Annotated in this window: 14 protein-coding genes; 8 read left to right on the forward strand and 6 right to left on the reverse strand. The window is 65.7% G+C overall.

All coding sequences use genetic code 11. The features are described 5' to 3' along the window. Positions 1-45: 45 nt before the first annotated feature. Positions 46-534, reverse strand: coding sequence for a DUF427 domain-containing protein (locus QXZ94_RS20490; protein WP_315721936.1), 489 nt, complete (start codon positions 532-534; stop codon positions 46-48). A gap of 87 nt (positions 535-621) precedes the next feature. Further along, positions 622-1425 carry an MBL fold metallo-hydrolase gene (locus QXZ94_RS20495; protein WP_315721937.1) on the reverse strand — a complete coding sequence of 268 codons (804 nt, stop codon included), beginning with the start codon at positions 1423-1425 and terminating at the stop codon, positions 622-624. Between the two features lie 121 nt (positions 1426-1546). On the opposite strand from QXZ94_RS20495, the gene QXZ94_RS20500 reads away from it, so the two are divergent. The 7 genes from QXZ94_RS20500 to QXZ94_RS20530 all read left to right on the forward strand — a co-directional run bounded on the left by QXZ94_RS20500 (position 1547) and on the right by QXZ94_RS20530 (position 12302). Then, positions 1547-2662: a ring-opening amidohydrolase gene (locus QXZ94_RS20500; protein WP_315721938.1), complete on the forward strand. Its 1116-nt coding sequence runs from the start codon at positions 1547-1549 to the stop codon at positions 2660-2662. 268 nt (positions 2663-2930) lie between these two features. Next, a complete protein-coding gene (locus QXZ94_RS20505) occupies positions 2931-5339 on the forward strand; it encodes a TonB-dependent siderophore receptor (RefSeq protein ID WP_315721939.1) in 2409 nt (802 codons plus the stop codon). A gap of 401 nt (positions 5340-5740) precedes the next feature. Further along, entirely contained in the window at positions 5741-8272 is a 2532-nt protein-coding gene (locus QXZ94_RS20510; RefSeq protein ID WP_315721940.1) for a TonB-dependent receptor, read from the forward strand. Positions 8273-8317: 45 nt separating this feature from the next. Then, positions 8318-9007, forward strand: coding sequence for a Fe2+-dependent dioxygenase (locus QXZ94_RS20515; protein ID WP_172113160.1), 690 nt, complete (start codon positions 8318-8320; stop codon positions 9005-9007). A 700-nt stretch (positions 9008-9707) separates the two neighbouring features. Then, positions 9708-11033: a tonB-system energizer ExbB gene (gene exbB / locus QXZ94_RS20520; protein ID WP_409998759.1), complete on the forward strand. Its 1326-nt coding sequence runs from the start codon at positions 9708-9710 to the stop codon at positions 11031-11033. Positions 11034-11037: 4 nt separating this feature from the next. Continuing rightward, entirely contained in the window at positions 11038-11487 is a 450-nt protein-coding gene (gene exbD, locus QXZ94_RS20525) for a TonB system transport protein ExbD (protein WP_172113158.1), read from the forward strand. A 26-nt stretch (positions 11488-11513) separates the two neighbouring features. Further along, positions 11514-12302, forward strand: coding sequence for a TonB family protein (locus tag QXZ94_RS20530; RefSeq protein WP_315721941.1), 789 nt, complete (start codon positions 11514-11516; stop codon positions 12300-12302). Between the two features lie 341 nt (positions 12303-12643). Here QXZ94_RS20530 and QXZ94_RS20535 read toward each other — a convergent pair whose 3' ends face one another. From QXZ94_RS20535 to QXZ94_RS20550, 4 genes are all read right to left on the reverse strand, one after another. Beyond that, positions 12644-14452, reverse strand: coding sequence for an outer membrane beta-barrel protein (locus QXZ94_RS20535; RefSeq protein WP_315721942.1), 1809 nt, complete (start codon positions 14450-14452; stop codon positions 12644-12646). 270 nt (positions 14453-14722) lie between these two features. After that, complete coding sequence (locus tag QXZ94_RS20540) at positions 14723-15064, reverse strand: cupredoxin domain-containing protein (protein ID WP_315721943.1); 342 nt, start codon at positions 15062-15064, stop codon at positions 14723-14725. 621 nt (positions 15065-15685) lie between these two features. Continuing rightward, a complete protein-coding gene (locus tag QXZ94_RS20545; RefSeq protein ID WP_315721944.1) occupies positions 15686-16480 on the reverse strand; it encodes a cytochrome b/b6 domain-containing protein in 795 nt (264 codons plus the stop codon). 10 nt (positions 16481-16490) lie between these two features. Beyond that, on the reverse strand, positions 16491-16769 hold the full coding sequence (locus QXZ94_RS20550; protein ID WP_172113154.1) for a PepSY domain-containing protein: 279 nt from the start codon (positions 16767-16769) through the stop codon (positions 16491-16493). Between the two features lie 468 nt (positions 16770-17237). Between QXZ94_RS20550 and QXZ94_RS20555 the strand changes: the two genes are divergently transcribed. Beyond that, the gene (locus tag QXZ94_RS20555; protein ID WP_315721945.1) at positions 17238-17447 is read left to right on the forward strand and encodes a hypothetical protein; all 210 of its coding nucleotides are present in this window, start codon (positions 17238-17240) and stop codon (positions 17445-17447) included. Positions 17448-17489: the final 42 nt, after the last annotated feature.

Raw genomic sequence — 17489 nt, forward strand, 5'->3', positions numbered from 1 at the left:
TACTATACGATCAATCCGTCGCCGCGGTTCAGCCGATCTGACGGTCTACCAGTGCCGCGTGCCCGGCGCGCCCTTGAATGGACCAACCACACCGGAGGTGATCCAGCCGCCATAGAAATCGCCTTCTTGCGCTGCAACGCGCTCGGCGCCGACGAAGCAGTCGTTCACCCGCGAGGCATAGAAGGCAAGGTGTGAAGCGATCGGCGCGAAGGCCGGCGTCGGCTGCTCGTAGCTCCAGGCCGCCTGCTCGGAGACGCGGCCGTCGACCTCCAGCGTCCAATAGCCGGCGACGCCCTTGAACTCGCAGAACGACCGGCCCGGCGCAGGACGCAGCCACTGCATCGCAATCTCCGGCCTCGGGATGTAGTAGACCGGCGGGTGGCTGGTCTCGAGCACCCGGTAGCCGTCATGGCTGTCGGCAATGGTGACGCCGGCAAAGACGACGCGGAGCCGCGTCGGGCAGCGCTCCAGCCGTGGCGGCCGCGGATAGTCCCACACCGATTCCTGTCCCGGCCCTGGCGCGATGCGCTGCATGTGATCTCTCCTGCGCGACGGCTCGGCCGCCGTCATCGAGATAACGAGCGGCTCATCGATGGGGATCAGTCAGGCGCAGAATCCAGCTCAGGCGATCGCGGCGAGATATCGTGCAACGGAACGGTCGAACGCCGCCTTCGCATCATCAGCGACGTTCTTCTGCCACCACGCGCCGTAGATGCGGTCGAACGCGAGCGGCGCCACGGCAGCGGCGATGCGGCGCACCGCGGCGGCGCCGAGCGGGATGTAGTTCGGATAGGAATACATGAAGCTGACGTGGCGGCGGTCCATCGCGACCATGGCGATGTCGCCCGTCAACAGCGCCCCCCTGCCCGCGGCGCCCTTGCGCCAATGCAGCATGGTGGCGCCGGCGAAGTGTCCGCCGGTCCGCAGCAGCACGATGTCGTCGGAGATGGCGAGGCGATCGCCGGTCCACGGCACGATGCCGGGATGCGGCCGGGTGACGAAGGCGGCGTCGTCGCCATGCAGATAGACCGGCGCGTTGCCGAACGCCGCGCTCCAATCGGCGACCGCACCATAATAGTGCGGATGCGACACCGCGATCGCCTTCAATCCGCCGAGCGAGCGGACGTGGGCGATCGCCGCCTCCGTCGCCAAGGGGATGCAGTCCCACATCACGCAGCCGTCCGGCTCGGGAATGAGCAGCGCGCGCTGGCCGATCGCAAAGCCCGGCTCCAGGGCAAGACCCGTCAGGCCGTCATCCTCGCGCCAGACCACCCGATGCCGCGCGGCGAGCTCGTCACGGCTGAGGAAGCTCTGGCCGCTCCAGTTCACATATTGCCGCTCGTCCTCGCAGACGACGCAGCGGCCAGGGGGCGCCGGCGTGTCGGGGAACTGCGCGCCGCATTGAAGGCAGGTCCAGAGGGGCATGGATCACCATTCGTCGGAAGTCGTGAATGATGAGGTTAGCATGCCGCCCATCCCGCGACAGCGTCGCGCGCGGCTTCGTGATTGCCTAGTGTGGCGCGACAGACCGACAGGAGCTCTCGACATGCCGATCGCCTTGCGCCGCGCCTTCGTCCACCGCCTGCCGATGCGCAGCCCCGATGACGTCGGCGCGCTGGCGACGGCGATCGCCCAAGGCACGATCGACCCGGCCGGCATCGTCGCCATTCTCGGCAAGACCGAGGGCAATGGCTGCGTCAATGATTTCACCCGCGCCTTTGCCGTGCGCTCGCTCGAGACGCTGCTCGGCAGGCATCTCGCACCCGACGCCGTCCGGCAGATCGCCATGGTGATGTCGGGCGGCACCGAGGGCGCGCTGTCGCCGCACATGATCGTGTTCGAGGCGCGCGAGGCAGACAATGACACGCCGCACGCTGATGCGAAGTCGCTGGCGCTGGGACGGGCGCGGACGCCGGAGCTCGCGAGCGAGCATCTCGGCCGGATGCTGCAGGTCGAGCAGGTCGCCGCCGGCGTGCGGGCGGCGATGGCCGATGCCGGCATCGCCGATCCTGCCGACGTCCATTACGTCCAGGTGAAGTGCCCGCTGCTGACGATGGAGCGGATCGAGGCGGCCGAGGCGCGGGGACAGCGCACCGCGGTACGCGATACGCTGAAGTCGATGGGATTTTCCCGCGGCGCCTCGGCGCTCGGCGTTGCCGTGGCGCTCGGCGAGCTGGCGCCGTCCGACCTGTCCGACCAGACGATCTGCGCGGACTACGCGCGCTACAGCGAGCGCGCGGCCACGTCGGGCGGGGTCGAGCTGCTCGATCACGAGATCATGGTGGCCGGCATGTCCGCAGACTGGACCGGCCCGCTGGCCATCGACCACGCCGTAATGGCCGATGGCATCGACATCGAGCCGGCGCGGGCCGCCCTGGCCCGGCTCGGCCTGAACGTGGCCGGCCAGGTCCCCGCGGCCGAGCGCGGCCGCATCGCCGCGGTGCTGGCCAAGGCGGAAGCGGCGCAAAGCGGCAGGGTGCGCGGACATCGGCACACGATGCTCGACGACAGCGACGTCTCCTCGACGCGGCATGCGCGGGCGTTTGTCGGCGGCGCGCTGGCCGGGCTGTTCGGCTTCACCGACCTGTTCGTCTCCGGCGGTGCCGAGCACCAGGGCCCGGACGGCGGCGGCCCGATCGCGATCATCACCCGGCGCGACTGAGACAACGAACGGACGGTCGCGGAGGACGCGGCGCGGCCACCGATGGGGCGCGACAAGAGGTGCCATACAACCTCTTGATGTCACCTTCACATCACATGCGACTGATTATCACATGCATTAGGTACGATCTTCCCAGTCAGGCCACGGGTGGAACCAGCTTTGGTCCCATTTCGGCGACTTGTTGAGAGCCGTTCGCAATTGGAACGGGCCAGTTGTCGAACCAAAGAACCAAAGTTCAGTTCTTGCGTAGCCAATGGGGTGGTCGAATATGGGACAAGCCGTCTTTCCAGCAAGCTTGCGCGCGGGGGGCGCGCATCGCGGGGATCCGTCCTCCAACATGGCGGGGAAGGACATCACCGGGATGAAGGTGTCGGCAGTGGCCGGCCTGATCGCGGTGGCGTCGTTCTCCAGCGCGGAGGCGCAGCAGGCGCCGCTGCCATCGGTGAACGTCGATGCCCCGGCGGCACGGGCCAAGCCGGCGGCGTCGCGGCCGACGGCCGACCAGGTTCGCGCCCGCAGCGCGATGCGCCGCGCCGCCCGCCAGCCGCAGCAGCCGCCGGCGCCGACCGGGCCGCAGACCCCGCCGGACGCCAATCCTTACGCGGACGCAGCCGCGCCCTATAAGGTCGACCGCGTCGCCTCAGGCAAGTTCACCGAGAAGCTGGTCAACACGCCGAAGACCATCACCGTGATGAGCAAGGAGGTGATGGAGGACAAGCACATCACCACCCTGAAGGAGGTCGGGCGCTCGACCGCAGGCGTGACGCTCGGCTCCGGCGAGGGCGGCAACGCCTTCGGCGACCGCTTCTTCATCCGCGGCTTCGACGCGCGCAACGACATCTTCATCGACGGCATCCGCGATCCCGCCGTCTCCGTGCGCGAGAACTTCTTCACCGAGCAGGTCGAGATCCTGCGCGGCCCCGCCTCGGCCTATGCCGGACGCGGCACCGCCGGCGGCGCCATCAACATCATCACCAAGCAGGCCGGCGACCGCAATTTCTACAACGCGGAGTCGACCCTCGGCACCGACCAGACCAAGCGCGTCACGCTCGACGTCAACCAGACGATCTCGCCGACCTTCTCGGTGCGCACCGGCGGCCTGTTCCAGGACGCCAATGTCGCCGGCCGCGACCACGTCACCGACGATCGCTGGGGCGGCTTCATCTCGACCAAGTGGACGCCGAGCGATTCGCTGAAGGTCACGACCAACTACGTCCACACCGACCTCTCCGGCTATCCGGATTTCGGCGTACCATTCTACAAGCAGGGCAACATCCCGGCGACCTCGGCCGGCATCCCCCGCAACAACTGGTACGGCTTCCTCAACCGCGACTTCCAGGCGGCGCGGCAGGATTTCGGCACGCTGGCGGCGGAGCTCAAGCTCAGCGACAGCGTGACCTTCACCAGCAAGCTGCGCGGCGAGCATTCCGAGCTGAACTACATCGGCACCCTGCCCAATGCGAGCGTGGCGGGAACCGCGAACGCCGACCCGACCAAATGGTTCTTCAACGCCAGCGCGCAGAGCCGCTATCAGACCGTCGACAATTGGGCCAACCAGAACGACCTCACGCTCAAATACGACACCGGCGCGATCAAGCACACGACGGTGATGGGCACGGAGTTCTCCAAGGAGAACATCTCGATCGACCGCTATGCGGGCCTGGCCTCGGAGGCGTTCGGCTCGCAGGGCACCACCGGCGGCGGGCTGACGAACCAGAACATGTTCAGCCCGGGCTATACCAACCTGCCGTTCACGACGGTGCCATATCTGACCGGCAACCCGACGCGCTACGACGTCGACAGCAAGAGCGCCTATGTCATCGACACCGCGAACTGGCGCGACACCATCATCTTCACCGGCGGCCTGCGCTATGACGGCTACGCGATGCGCTCGTCGAACAACACGGCGTCGGCGACGGTGGATTCCGACCTGATCAACTACAATCTCGGCCTGGTCTACAAGCCGCTGCCGATCGGCAGCCTGTACGCCGCCTATGCGACCTCGGCCAACCCGTTCGGCTCGGAGCTCGACGGCACCGCGACGGACTACGGCGGCATTCCGCCGAACAGCACCATCATCCTCGGGCCGGAGCGCAACAAGGGCGCCGAGATCGGCACCAAATGGGAGCTGTTCGACCGCCATCTGCTGGTGACCGGCGCGCTGTTCCAGACCGTCAAGGAGAACGCGCGCGAGACCGTCAACGGCCTGCTGACCTCCGGCGCCGCCTACCGCATCCAGGGCATCGACATCGAGGCCGAGGGCAAGATCACCGATCGCTGGAGCATCTTCGGCGGCCTGGTGCTGATGCAGTCGAAGGTCACCCAGAGCGGCGTCGCCGCCAACGCCGGCCTGCAACTCGCCAACATCGCCCACCAGTCGCTCAGCGTGCTGTCGAAATACAAGCTCGACAATGGCTGGGAGATCGGCGGCCAGGCGGTGTACCGCTCGAAGGTGTTCGGCGGCACGTTTGCGGCCAACACCGGCAACGAGCTGCCGAGCTACTGGCGCTTCGACGCCTTCATCGAGAAGCAGATCGACAAGAACTGGAGCATGAAGGTCTACGCCCAGAACCTCACCAACCAGCTCTATTACGACACCTTCTATCGCAGCAACGTGCCCTTCACCCAGGTCGCTCCGGGACGGGCATTCTACCTGATCACGACGGCGAAGTTCTAATCCGGTCCCATCAAGATCGGACGACAATGTCGCCGGGCTCCCGCCGCAATCTCCCCTTGCGGCGGGAGCGAAGCCGAGACAATGACCGCAGCCTGAGACATTCCGACGCGGTGTTTGCGCCCCCGAGGGAGGTAATCAGATCCAGCCTGCCATGACCGAAGATTGAACCTGCCCAGGCGCCTGCAACCGCAGGGTTTCGAGTGTTGCCGCATGGCGACATCTTGCGATCAATTGTCATTGTCAGACACAGATTGAAACTTTTCGCATTCCGGCCACGAGCGGAACCAGCTTTGGACCGCTTTCCCCCTCTTCTTGACTTGCATTCGCAACAGGCGCGCGCCGGTTGCGTGCGTTCAAACGAACCCAAGTCAAGTTTTGCGTAACGAATGGGGTGGTCGAGTATGGGTAAGGCAATCTTTCCAAGGAGCTTGCGTGGGGCAAGCGGGCAGGAATGGGAGTCATCTCCCGAGATTTCAGGTGTGAAGGTCTCGGCGGTCGCCAGCCTGATTGCGGTCGCATCCTTCTCCAGTGCCGAAGCCCAGCAGGCGCCGCTGCCTTCCGTCAACGTCGAAGCCCCGGTGGCCCGCCCGAAGCCGGCCGCCTCGCGCCCGACCGCCGACCAGATCCGCGCCCGCGACGCCATGCGCCGTGCCGCCCGCCAGCAACAGCAGCAGCAGGCCGCCGCGCCCAAGAGCAACCTGCCGCCCGACCGCAACCCCTATTCCAGCGCCGTCTCGGACTACAAGGGCGAGCGGCTGCAGGCGTCGGGCAAGTTCCCGGAGAAGCTGCTCAACACGCCGAAGACCGTGACGGTCCTCAGCAAGGAGATCCTGGCGGACAAGAACTCCACCAGCCTCAAATCCGCCGTGCTCTCCACCGCCGGCGTGACGCTCGGCACCGGTGAAGGCGGCAACGCCTTCGGTGACCGCTTCTTCATCCGCGGCTTCGACGCCCGCAACGACGTCTTCATCGACGGCGTGCGTGACGCCGGCGTCTCGGTTCGCGAGAACTTCTTCACCGAGCAGGTCGAGATCCTGCGCGGGCCGAACTCCTCCTTCGCCGGCCGCGGCACCACCGGCGGCGCGATCAACATCGTGACCAAGCAGGCCACGACCGAAAACAGCTTCTACAACATGGACACCACGCTCGGCACCGACCGCACCAAGCGCGTGGTGATCGACGTCAACCAGAAGGTCACGCCGACCTTCGCCGCGCGCGTCGGCGGCCTGTTCCAGGATGCCGGCGTCGCCGGACGCGACTACGTGACCGACAACCGCAATGGCGGCTTCATCGCCACCAAGTGGACGCCGCTGGACACCGTGACCCTGGCGGCCAACTACATCCACAACGAGGTGACCGGCCGCCCGGACTTCGGCGTGCCGTACTACCGGCCGAGCACGCTCACGGCCGGCGCGCCGTTCCCCGAGGTCGGCGCACCGCGCAACAACTGGTACGGCTTCGTCAACCGCGACTTCTCGCGCGTCGGACAGGACATCGGCTCGTTCAATGCCGAGGTGAAGGTCACGCCGGACCTGACGATCTCGGACAAGGTCCGGGTGTCGCGCTCGACGTTGAACTACATCGGCACGCTGCCGGAAGGCCCGACCATCACCAACCCGCTGTCGAACTCGACCATCCGGGCCAATCCCCAGAGCCGCTTCCAGCAGACCGACGTGCTCGCCAACCAGCTCGAGGCGACCTACAAGTTCGACACCGGCGCCTTCAGGCACACCTTGCTCGCCGGATTCGAGGTCTCGCAGGAAAAGGCCCGCATCAACAGCTACACCGGCCTGACCTCCGAGCAGCAGGGCCTGCCGTTCGCAGGCAGCGGTTCGCTGTCGGGCGTGAGCATCTTCAACCCGCAGTTCACCAACCTGCCGTTCGGCATTCCCTCGCTCGGCCGGTTCCCGACCAACGTGAAGATCGACTCGGCGAGCGTCTACGCGCTCGACAGCGTCAACTATCGCGACCTCGTCATCCTCAATGGCGGCGTCCGCTACGACAAGTACGACGTCCGCGTCGACGGCTTCGGCACGGTCAACGGCGTCGCCAATACGCCGGGCTCGACGGCGGCCTCGAGCGGCATGCCGAACTTCAATGTCGGCCTCACGCTGAAGCCGGTGCCGTATGCCAGCTTCTATGCCGCCTACGCCACCTCGTCGAACCCGGTCGGCGCCGAGTTCGACGGCCTCAGCCCGCAATATGGCGGCCTGTCGGCGGTCACCAATGGCGGCGCGAACCAGATCTTCGGACCGGAGAAGAACACCTCGATCGAGATCGGCACCAAATGGGAGCTGCTCGACAACCGCCTGCTGGTCACGGCGGCGCTGTTCCAGACCGAGAAGGAGAATGCCCGCGAGTCGCGCAACATCACCAGCGCGGCTCAGGCCACGGCGGATTGCCCGTATCCGGCAGGCACCATCGGCTCGGTGCCCTGTCTCTCGGCCGGTGCCGCCTACCGTATCCGCGGCATCGACCTGCAGGCGGGCGGCAAGCTGACCGACAAATGGAGCATCTTCGGCGGCGTCGTGCTGATGCAGTCGGAGGTGACCAAGTCGAACATTCCGCCGGCCAACACGGCGCTGTTCACCAGCAATGTCGGCCTCCAGCTCGCCAACACCGCGCACCAGTCGTTCAGCCTGCTCACCAAGTACCAGCTCAACGACACCTGGGAGATCGGCGGGCAAGCCGTCTACCGCTCGAAGATCTTCGGCGGTACCTGGCTCGCAGCGAACCAGGGCACGGAGTTGCCGAGCTACTGGCGCTTCGATGCGTTTGCTGAAGCCAAGATCGACAAGAACTGGACGGCGAAGGTGTTTGTTGCCAACATCTTCGACAAGCTCTACTACGACGCTCTCTACCAGAGTGCCACGCCGTTCGTGCTCGTCGGTCCGGGAAGAAGCGCATCGATCGTCCTGTCGGGACGGTTCTGATCGCCTGACGATCCAAGCCGGGGGCACACATCAAGTGATGAGTTCATGCTGATCTGTGTCCCCGGAATCTTGAGCAAGGACGATGTGGCGGAATTCCGCCGCATCATGGACTCCAGCGACTGGGAGGACGGCCGCTCGACCGCCGGCGCCCAGTCGGCCATGGTCAAGCGCAACGAACAGTTGCCGCCCGACAGCGAGGTGGCACGCAAGCTCGGCCACCGCATCATTTCCGCGATGACCGCCAATCCGCGCTTTCTCGCCGCCGCCATCCCGCAGCAGATCTTTCCGCCGCTGTTCAACCGCTACAGCGCAGAATCGGGCCACCATTTCGGCATTCATGTCGACAACGCCGTGCGCGGCGACAAGCTCACCGGCCTGCGGATCCGTACCGACCTGTCGGTCACGCTGTTTCTCTCCGAACCCGAGGATTACGACGGCGGCGAGCTGGTCATCGAGGATCTCTACGGCTCGCACGAGGTGAAGCTGCCGGCCGGCGATCTCGTGCTGTACCCCGCCTCGAGCCTGCACATGGTCACGCCGGTGACACGCGGCGTTCGCGTCGCCTCGTTCTTCTGGCTGCAGAGCATGATCCGCGATCCCCTGGCGCGCAGCATGATCTTCGATCTCGACACGACGATTCAGGGATTGTCGCAGCGGATGGGCCGTGACGATCCGGAGATGGTGCGGCTGACCGGCCTCTATCACAACCTGATCCGCTACTGGGCCGAGACCTGAAGCGTCGGCCGCGGCCGACAATTCGCAGCGTGCCCCCCCCCCGCAGCTTCCCGGCACCTGCGTTCCCGCGCGCTCCATCATCGAGCTATCGCGCTGGATCGCCGGCCGACGTCGGCCACCCGTGAGCCGGGTTTCACGAGATGCATCCCGGCTACTCGGCGATTTGCATCCATCGAACCTCGTCCGCACGACGTGCGCTTCGCGAACCTCTGCGAATGCAGGGGCGGAGACGATGATCCTGAAGGACGGCCAACGTATCGCGCGCTGATTCGCATCTCATCGAATTTCAGCCGTGCTCGGGCGACATCCCTGCTCGAGACAACGCGTGATGCGACCCGCGCAAGGTCGAACCGGGTCACGCCGCGGCGGCGGCTAATTAGAATTGATGGAAGTCGGAACGGCGGCAATTGCATGACGGCTGGCCGCATCGGCGGCGCGCGGCGCGCAGTGCGTCGTTTCACCTCAGGACTTTCAGGCAGTTAGGACGTGAACGACGAATCCGACTGACCATGCGCAGCTCGCATGATTCGGTTTTACGTACGGCATCGCACTCATGAGCTTGATTGCCGACATTGATGTTCCCGGTTTGAGTCAACGCCTCGTCTCAAAACAGCCCGGTTACGACTAGAAATATTACAGGTAAGTTAACTACTAAGGGGTGTGCAGCAACATGTTCAGGATCGTTCTTCATGTAGGAGCGGTGATCGCAGCCGTTTCGGTCGGCGCCATGGCGCACGCCGAGCAGCCGGCCACCTCGCCGAGACCTGGCCAGGCTGCTACTGCGCCGCAGACCACAGCGACGACTCCCGCGAGCGCAGCCGCAACGAAGACCGCGCAGACTCCGACCGCAGCGACCACCACGCCGGCTCCAGCGGCCGCGCCCGTCAATGCCGCCGCCGCGACGGCGTCACCGGCGGCCTCACAGCATGCGGCTCCAGCCCAGAGCGCGGCGCCGAAGCCGATGACCACCGGACAGGCCGGGTCCGTGGCCCAGACCGCGGCCGCGCCGCAGACTGCGGCCGCTGCCCCCGCGGCCACGACGCCATCGCCAGCGGCCAATGCAGCGGCCACGACAGGTGCGACGACGCAGCCTGCACCGGCAGCAGCTGCAACGACGCCACCGGCCGTGACTACGGGCCAGGCGCCGAGCACGGCCGCCAGCGAAACGCCAGCGTCGACCGCAACCGAAGCCGTCACTGATGCAGCCGCGGCCGACAAGGCGAAGGATCAGGCAGAGAAGCCGGCCCAGTCAGCTTCACCAGGCGGCGCGCAGGCGGCCTCTCACGTGCCGCACGATCTGTCGCCGTGGTCGATGTTCCTCGCGGCCGACATTCTGGTGAAGTCGGTGATGATCGGCCTCGCCCTCGCTTCACTTGCGACCTGGACCGTGCTGATCGCCAAGACCATCGAGTTCGGCATGCTGCGGCGGCGGCTAACCCGCGCACTGCGCAAGGTGGACGATGTGCGCTGGCTGTCGGAAGCCAAGCTGGCTCTCGGTTCGCGCCAGAGCGTGCTGACGACGCTGATCGATGCGGCCATGCACGAGATCCGGATGTCGTCCGAGCTGCCGCCGCATGGCGTCAACGAGCGCGCCGCGTCGAGCTTCGCCGAGATCGTGCGCGCCGAAGGCCGGCGTTGCCGCACCGGCATGGGCCTGCTCGCCACGATCGGCTCGATCTCGCCCTTCGTCGGCCTGTTCGGCACGGTCTGGGGCATCATGAACAGCTTCATCGGCATCTCGAAGTCGCAGACCACGAACCTCGCCGTCGTGGCGCCGGGCATCGCCGAGGCGCTGCTCGCCACCGCGATCGGCCTGGTCGCCGCGATTCCCGCCGTGATCATCTACAATCACTTCACCCGCGTGACCAAGGGATACATGGAGCTGGTGAACCGCTCCTCCGGCGCCACTGCCCGCATGCTGTCGCGCGATCTCGATCGCGGCCAGAGCCATCACACCCCGCACGGCCGCAGCTTCGAGCCGATCCACGTCCACTCAGCGCCTCCGATGGCGCTGGCAGCGGAGTAAGCCCATGGCCGTCTCCCTCTCGGAAGCCGATGGCGACGACGACCTCGGTGAGTCCAGCGACATCAACGTCACACCGTTCATCGATGTCATCCTGGTGCTGCTGATCATCTTCATGGTGGCGGCACCGCTCTCGACGGTCGACGTGCCGGTCGATCTTCCGACCTCGACCGCCTCGCCCCAGAAGAAGCCGGACAAGCCGATCTATGTCAGCATCAAGCCAGATCTCACGCTGTTCGTCGGCGAGGAGCAGGTGAAACGAGCGAACCTCGTCAGCACGCTCGAGCACATTCCCGAGGCCGCCAAGGACAAGTTCGTCTTCCTGCGTGCCGACCGGGGCGTGGCCTATGGCGAGCTGATGGACGTGATGGAGCTGCTGCGGACCGGCGGCTATCCGAAGATCAAGCTCGTCACGGTCGAAGGCGTCTCACAGGCGGCCGCACAGGCTGCGCATTGAAACCAGTGAAACGACGGAAGTGAAGAATGGTCGAACACAAGTATCAAGGAGCGACCCGCCGCTTGTGGATCTCAGCCGCGATCGGGGCGGTGATGTTGCACGGTGGCGGAGCCGCGCTCGCAGTGGTTCATCTCAGCGGCAATGATGCCGAAGGCGGCCTCGGCGCCGCCGGCGCCGAGTTCGCGCTCGAGATGGCCTCGCCCCAGGTGGAGGACAACGATCTTCCTCCCGGCCCCGACAGCGATGCGGCGGAAGCGGCGCCCGAGCAGATGCAGCAGACCGCCGAGGTCCAGGAGGCCGACGCCGTCAAGGACAAGCCGACCGAGACCGAGGAGGAGGCCGATCGGGTCGTCACCATGAACGAGCCGAAGAAGCCCGAGAAGGAGGAGCAGCAGCAGGCGGCTCAGCAGGCAGAGGCCTCGGTCGCGTCCGCTGCGCAGCAGGAATCGGCGCGCAAGGCCCTGGACGAAGCCGCGCCGCCGGCCGAGACGGCCAAGGCGCCCAATGTCGGCCTCGGCAAGGACAAGCAGAGGCTGACCGACAATTGGGGCCGCAAGATCAGCGCCTATTTCGAGCTCCACAAGCGCTATCCGGATGGCAAGAAGCACAACGGCACGGTCAAGGTCGCCCTGGTGCTGAGCCGGGCCGGCAAGGTGATGTCGGCGTCCGTGATGCAGTCGTGCGGAGACCCGATGTTCGACGACGCGGCGCTGTCGATGATCCGTCGCTCCGACCCGGTGCCGGCGCCGCCCTCCGGCCTGACCGACGATCAGTTCAGCTTCAGCCTCGACGTGAACTTCAATCAGAAGAAGTAGTCGCGCGCGCTTTAGCGCAACCTGCCGATCCGGCAGCGCTCGCGATCGCGCGAGCGCTGCCTTCTGCGTCCGGCCAGCTATGACGAGTCAGTGCGAGACGTCTCCTTCTGGAGGATCCGCAGGAGATATTCGTTACCAGATCGCTGCCGTGTTCACTTGGATTTCGAGATCCTCACTGTCATCCTCCGCAGGCGGGCGATCCAGTCCGCCGTGACGTTTCGGTCGACATTTGCGGCCACGGAGTTCCGGATGCCCCGCTTTCGCGAGGCATGACAGTGTTTGAGACGGTAAGAGCTCAGCTCCCAACGTCACGGAATCGCCGGTTGGGGAAACGCTCGCCCTTAGTACTGCACCCGGGCGCCGACCTGAACGACGGTCGCCGACAGATCGTTTTCGCGGAAGTTGGACCTGGTCGCTTCATGCCGGACGCTGGCCCGGAGCTGCAGCAGCCGGGAGAACTTGTAGAGCATGCCGACCTCGACGAGATAGCGATTGTCGACCCGCGTCGTTCCCGTGAAGGCATCCTGGCCATAGCCTGCAAGGAAGGTACCGACGAGCCACGGCTCGAACTGGTGCTCGACACCGACAGTGACGTCACGCTTGAGCACGCCGGAGATGCCGGGCTCGGTGATCTCGACGACCTGTGACTTGGCGCCGAACTGGACTGCCGTCTCCTTGGCGAACTGCCAGGTGAGATTGGCATCGGCAATGAAGCCGTTGACCGGCTTCAGCATCGGATCCTGGTAACGGCGGGTGAGATAGCCGACGGCGACGTCACCCGTCAGCTTGTCGGCGTAGTTGAAGGTCACGCCTGCCTCGACGGCCGTGCCGGTCGAGTCACGCCGGAAGCCTTCGGCATCGACGGCGATGTCGTGAACGCGGCGATCGACGGCGACGTCGACGAAAGGCCGGATCTCCGGCGTCAGGTTGTAGGTGATGCGGCTCTGAGAGCCGTATTGGACGAAGTTGCGGTCCGCGTTGCTGACGATCTGGCCGTCGATGAGCGGCGCATTCTGAAACGCCACGCGGTCGATGGCCGCCTTGGTCGAGACCTCGACCTCCTCGAACCGCTTGGTGACGCCGGCCGAGCCGCCGACGGTCGAGGCCAGCGGAATTCTGGCGAACCGGCCGGCGAAGCGCGGCGTGCCGGGATCGTCAGCATCGACGGCAACGTGGCCTTCGCCATTGAGCGCAAACGTATCGGTGATGTCGTAGCGCCCATTCACCTTGGCGTCGACGGTCGGCCTCGAGAGCTGCCGGAGCTTGGCATAGTCGATGTAGCCGACGCGCACATCGGCGTTGAGCAGATGCCGCTCGAACTGAGAGCGCACGAGGAGAACCGGCGCAACGCTGACGAACGCCGATCCCTTGCCTTGCGGCACACGTCCGGGATTGGTGTCGAAGCCTGAGGACATTTCGAACGCAGGCTTCAGGATGAAGTTTCCCACGGTAATGCCCTTGGGCTCGAAAGGGTCCTCCTCCATCATCGGCGGCGCCTGAGGCTGCGGCTCCTGCGGCTTCTGTCCCCTGTTGACCGGCGGCAGTCGCATCTTCGGCTTGTCGGCGAGAACGGGCGGGATCGGCTGCGCATCCTGCCGCGGAATCGGCGGCAGATTGCGCGGCAGCACACCGCGGGTCGCAGGCGGCGGGCTGACGGCGAAGGCGAGCGCGTCGAGACAGCGATTAGGAACGTTCGTCGTCGACAACCGGCCGGGCGTGGACAGACAGCCACCGACGAGGAGACCGGCAGACGGCGCACCGAAGAAGCCGTTGCGGACAGGAGCCAGGCGTGGCGCGGGCTCGCGACGGGCAGCCTGGGGAAGCGCGCCGGCGCCAGGATCGATCGGCGATTTCGGCCGCGCCTGCGGACGCTCCTCCGGCTGCGTGGCCGCAGCCTTCGGCTCCGGCTCGCTGCCGCCGGGAGCGACGATCATTTGCGGAATGACCAGGGGACCATTGCCGTTCGCAGGCCTGGCGGGCTGCCGCTTGCGATTGGGCACCACGACGACGGGACCGCCGTCGAACGCTCCCGGATCCGCATAGGCCCTGGCCTGGGTACCCTGAATTGCGGTCTGACCATAGCTGGGAGCAGCGTCGATCAGCAGCACGAGCAGCGCGGTGATCGCAACCGCGCCGTCCGGACGCGGCACGAGGCCGTTTCCGTGGCGGCGTCTGGACTCGATCGTCTCTCGTGCTGCCCGTTCCAAAAAGGCAAGTCTCCCGTCAGGCTCTGTCCCCCGCGACGGATCACCACCGGCCAACGTCGAGAGGACCGCGGCCTGCACGCGCAAACCGCCTTCGGTTGAATTCCGCACGCCCGATGCGCACGCCGTCTGACGCCAGGCAACGCAGAACAAGCGCGCCGGAAGCTGTCGCGTCGGGGTCGGTCGAGACACGACGGGCATCCGGCGGCAGCTCGGCTATTCGACGACCAGGATGCCCTTGTTGCCCTGGTGGAAGTCGTCGAAGAATTCGTAGCGACCCGGCTTCTGCGCCTTGATCTTCACCACACCCTCCATGTTCGGCTTGATCACCGTTTCGAACTGCAGGGGCTCGCTCTCGAACTCGACCGGCGCGCCATCCAGATTCTTGACCTTGAACACGATCGGCGTGTCGGCCGGCGCCTTCAGTTCGGCCGGTTGAAACTTGTTGTCCTTCACCGAGATCTCGATCGTGGTCTCGGCCGCACTGGCCGGGAGCGCGAACGCCATCATCGACAGCGCGACGGCTCCTGCAGCCTGTACATTCCCAAACAGCTTCATGATGTATGTCCTTGTCCCGAATTCACCCGCGCGCCGGATGCTTTCCCCACCCGTCGTTCTCGACGGGTCTCCGACACCTCGTAGAACGACTTTAAAGTTCCGAATGCGGCAATTTGCCGTGTCGAAATTTGACAAACTCGCTGTGTGCGACAAAGCGCGCGTATTTGTTAGTCCCATCTCCACGATGCGTGGTGAAGAGATCGCGCGCCATCGCGCAGCACACGTTGCGACCATCGAAAAACACGGAAATGAGCGGAATTTTCCAGCGAATCGGTGTCATCGCTGCGGACGGATGCGTTCGCGTTGCAGCTGTGCTGATATGAAACACGGCAACAGATCACGGCTTGCGTGCGTGACCTTGCGACAGCACCAACGAGACGCCGAACGCGGCGGGTTCGGGGCAACAACTTGACCACACACTTGATCACCACGGCTGACGGCAGCAATCCACGCCGCGCATCTGTACTCGCGCGCGTTGCCGCGCTCAGCCCGGCGAGCGTCCGTACTCCGCACCGCTGATCGTTGCGGACGTGATAATCCCATTTTGGTGCGGAGGCCGATCGAAGCGGCTCGCGGCTGCACTCCCGCAACCATGAGCCCACACGAGCGATGCACCCAGCCTTACCTGCCCACTCCGAGTCGCTTGTCGTGGATGCTCAAAGACCGCGGCATCCGCGCCGGACCGGCCGGCTTTGCTGCGGCGACCGGCGAGCTCGGACGCAGCGGCGGCAGATCCGGCACGACCGAGATGTTCTCGTCGCCGGCCGCCGGCTCGGGCTGGGACCTCGTTCTCGCACTGACGGTTGCGCGCGCTGCGGCGGGTGCCGTGCGGACGATTCCAGGCACCCGCTTGCGCCCGGTCAGCATCGCGCGTGCCAGGTTCTCCCGCTGCAGCACGCTCATCCACAGCGTCCCGATCACGTGCACCGCGATCAGGGCGATGATGGCATTGGACGACAGCGCATGCGCCTGCTCGATCCATCCGACGCCGAAGAACCGCACCGAGACCTGCATAACGCCGCTGATCGTCGAGACGATCAGGAGAGCAAGCATCACGACGAGCATCGCAGCCCCTGCCGGATTCAACCCGAGATATCGTCCCGTCTCGCCGCGCAGCATGCCGAGGATGTATTGCGGCGCGGCCCGCAGCTTGAGACTGATCCGTGCGAACAGCGAGTGGCGGCTGCCGATCAGCCCCCAGATCAGCCTGAAAGCGAGCAGGCCGATGACGGCGTAGCCCGCCACCCGATGCAGCCGATCGAACGTGTTGGGCGTGACGCAGGCGACGAGCACGAAGCCGGCGAGGGCCCAGTGCCAGACGCGTAGCGGAAAGTCCCAGACGGCGACGGTGTCCGAACGTGGGAGCGCCGGCGTCTCGGACATGACGCTGCGGTGTGCCAGTCCTGCGTCACGCATGATCGTCAGATCACTTCGCGACCGTATGCTTCAGCGCGAGGTTCTCGGGGCTGTAGAACAGCTCGAACAGCTTGCCGCCCTTGACGCCGTAGACCTCGTAGCAGGTGCCCTCGATCTTGGTCTGGCGGACCTCGTAGCCGGCGGCCTTCGCCTTGGCCTCGGCTTCGGCCACCGTCTTCCACGACGCCTTGTCGAGCTTGGTGCAATCCTTGTAGCCGTCGGCGAGTGCAGCAGAGCCGGACGCGAGACCCGCCGCGAGTGCAACGACCATTATCTTGATGACCTTCATTATCTAAATCCTCCTCCAAGACTGCGCCACCGGGCGCCTCCAGCGCTCGATGCGCGCCCTACAAAGGGAGGGAGATTTCAACGAAACTTGGACGTCGTCGGCGGCCGCCGCCGGACCTCATTGCGCACGCGCGCCGCAACTCGTTCCGCATGCAGCCGCATTGTGGCTGGCGCGCGGACTTAGCTGCGTTCAAGTTGAGATCGAACGATGTCGGTGGATCGCGGATCTTTTCTGACGGTATAGAACGTGTGCGGCTCCCGGACATTGCAACTGATATTGATTCGCAAGCACCTATCAGCCCCGCGACGCCACGATCATGTTCCACTCACGCTGGAGGCGTCGCGGCCGGCGCGTTCGGAATCACACTCCTGCCCGATTGGGGCTGTGACGAGGATGAGGCGACAAAGGAGCGGCGAGCCGCAGGCTGCGACCTTAGGCCTCACAAAAAAATTTCGGCGCCGGTCGTCCATGGCGCATCGGATCGATGTTGACGACGCGATCGACGACGCTGACGGCCGGGCGCACGTGGCCGCGCGCCGCCAGACGCACATTCGTGCGGACGGCGTCTCTCCGCCGAATGTCGCAGACGGGCTGATCTCGGCTGCAATCGATGCCGCTGAATGCCGCGGAATTGCTTCGACGCTATCGGCCGGCGCGCGCCGCTACAATGGTGCATGAGAATGAGAGACGCGCGACCGGCGCCCGCTTCGCCGCCTCACG

The organism is Bradyrhizobium sp. SZCCHNS2022 (genome assembly GCF_032377575.1).
Taxonomy (GTDB): Bacteria; Pseudomonadota; Alphaproteobacteria; order Rhizobiales; family Xanthobacteraceae; genus Bradyrhizobium; species Bradyrhizobium aeschynomenes.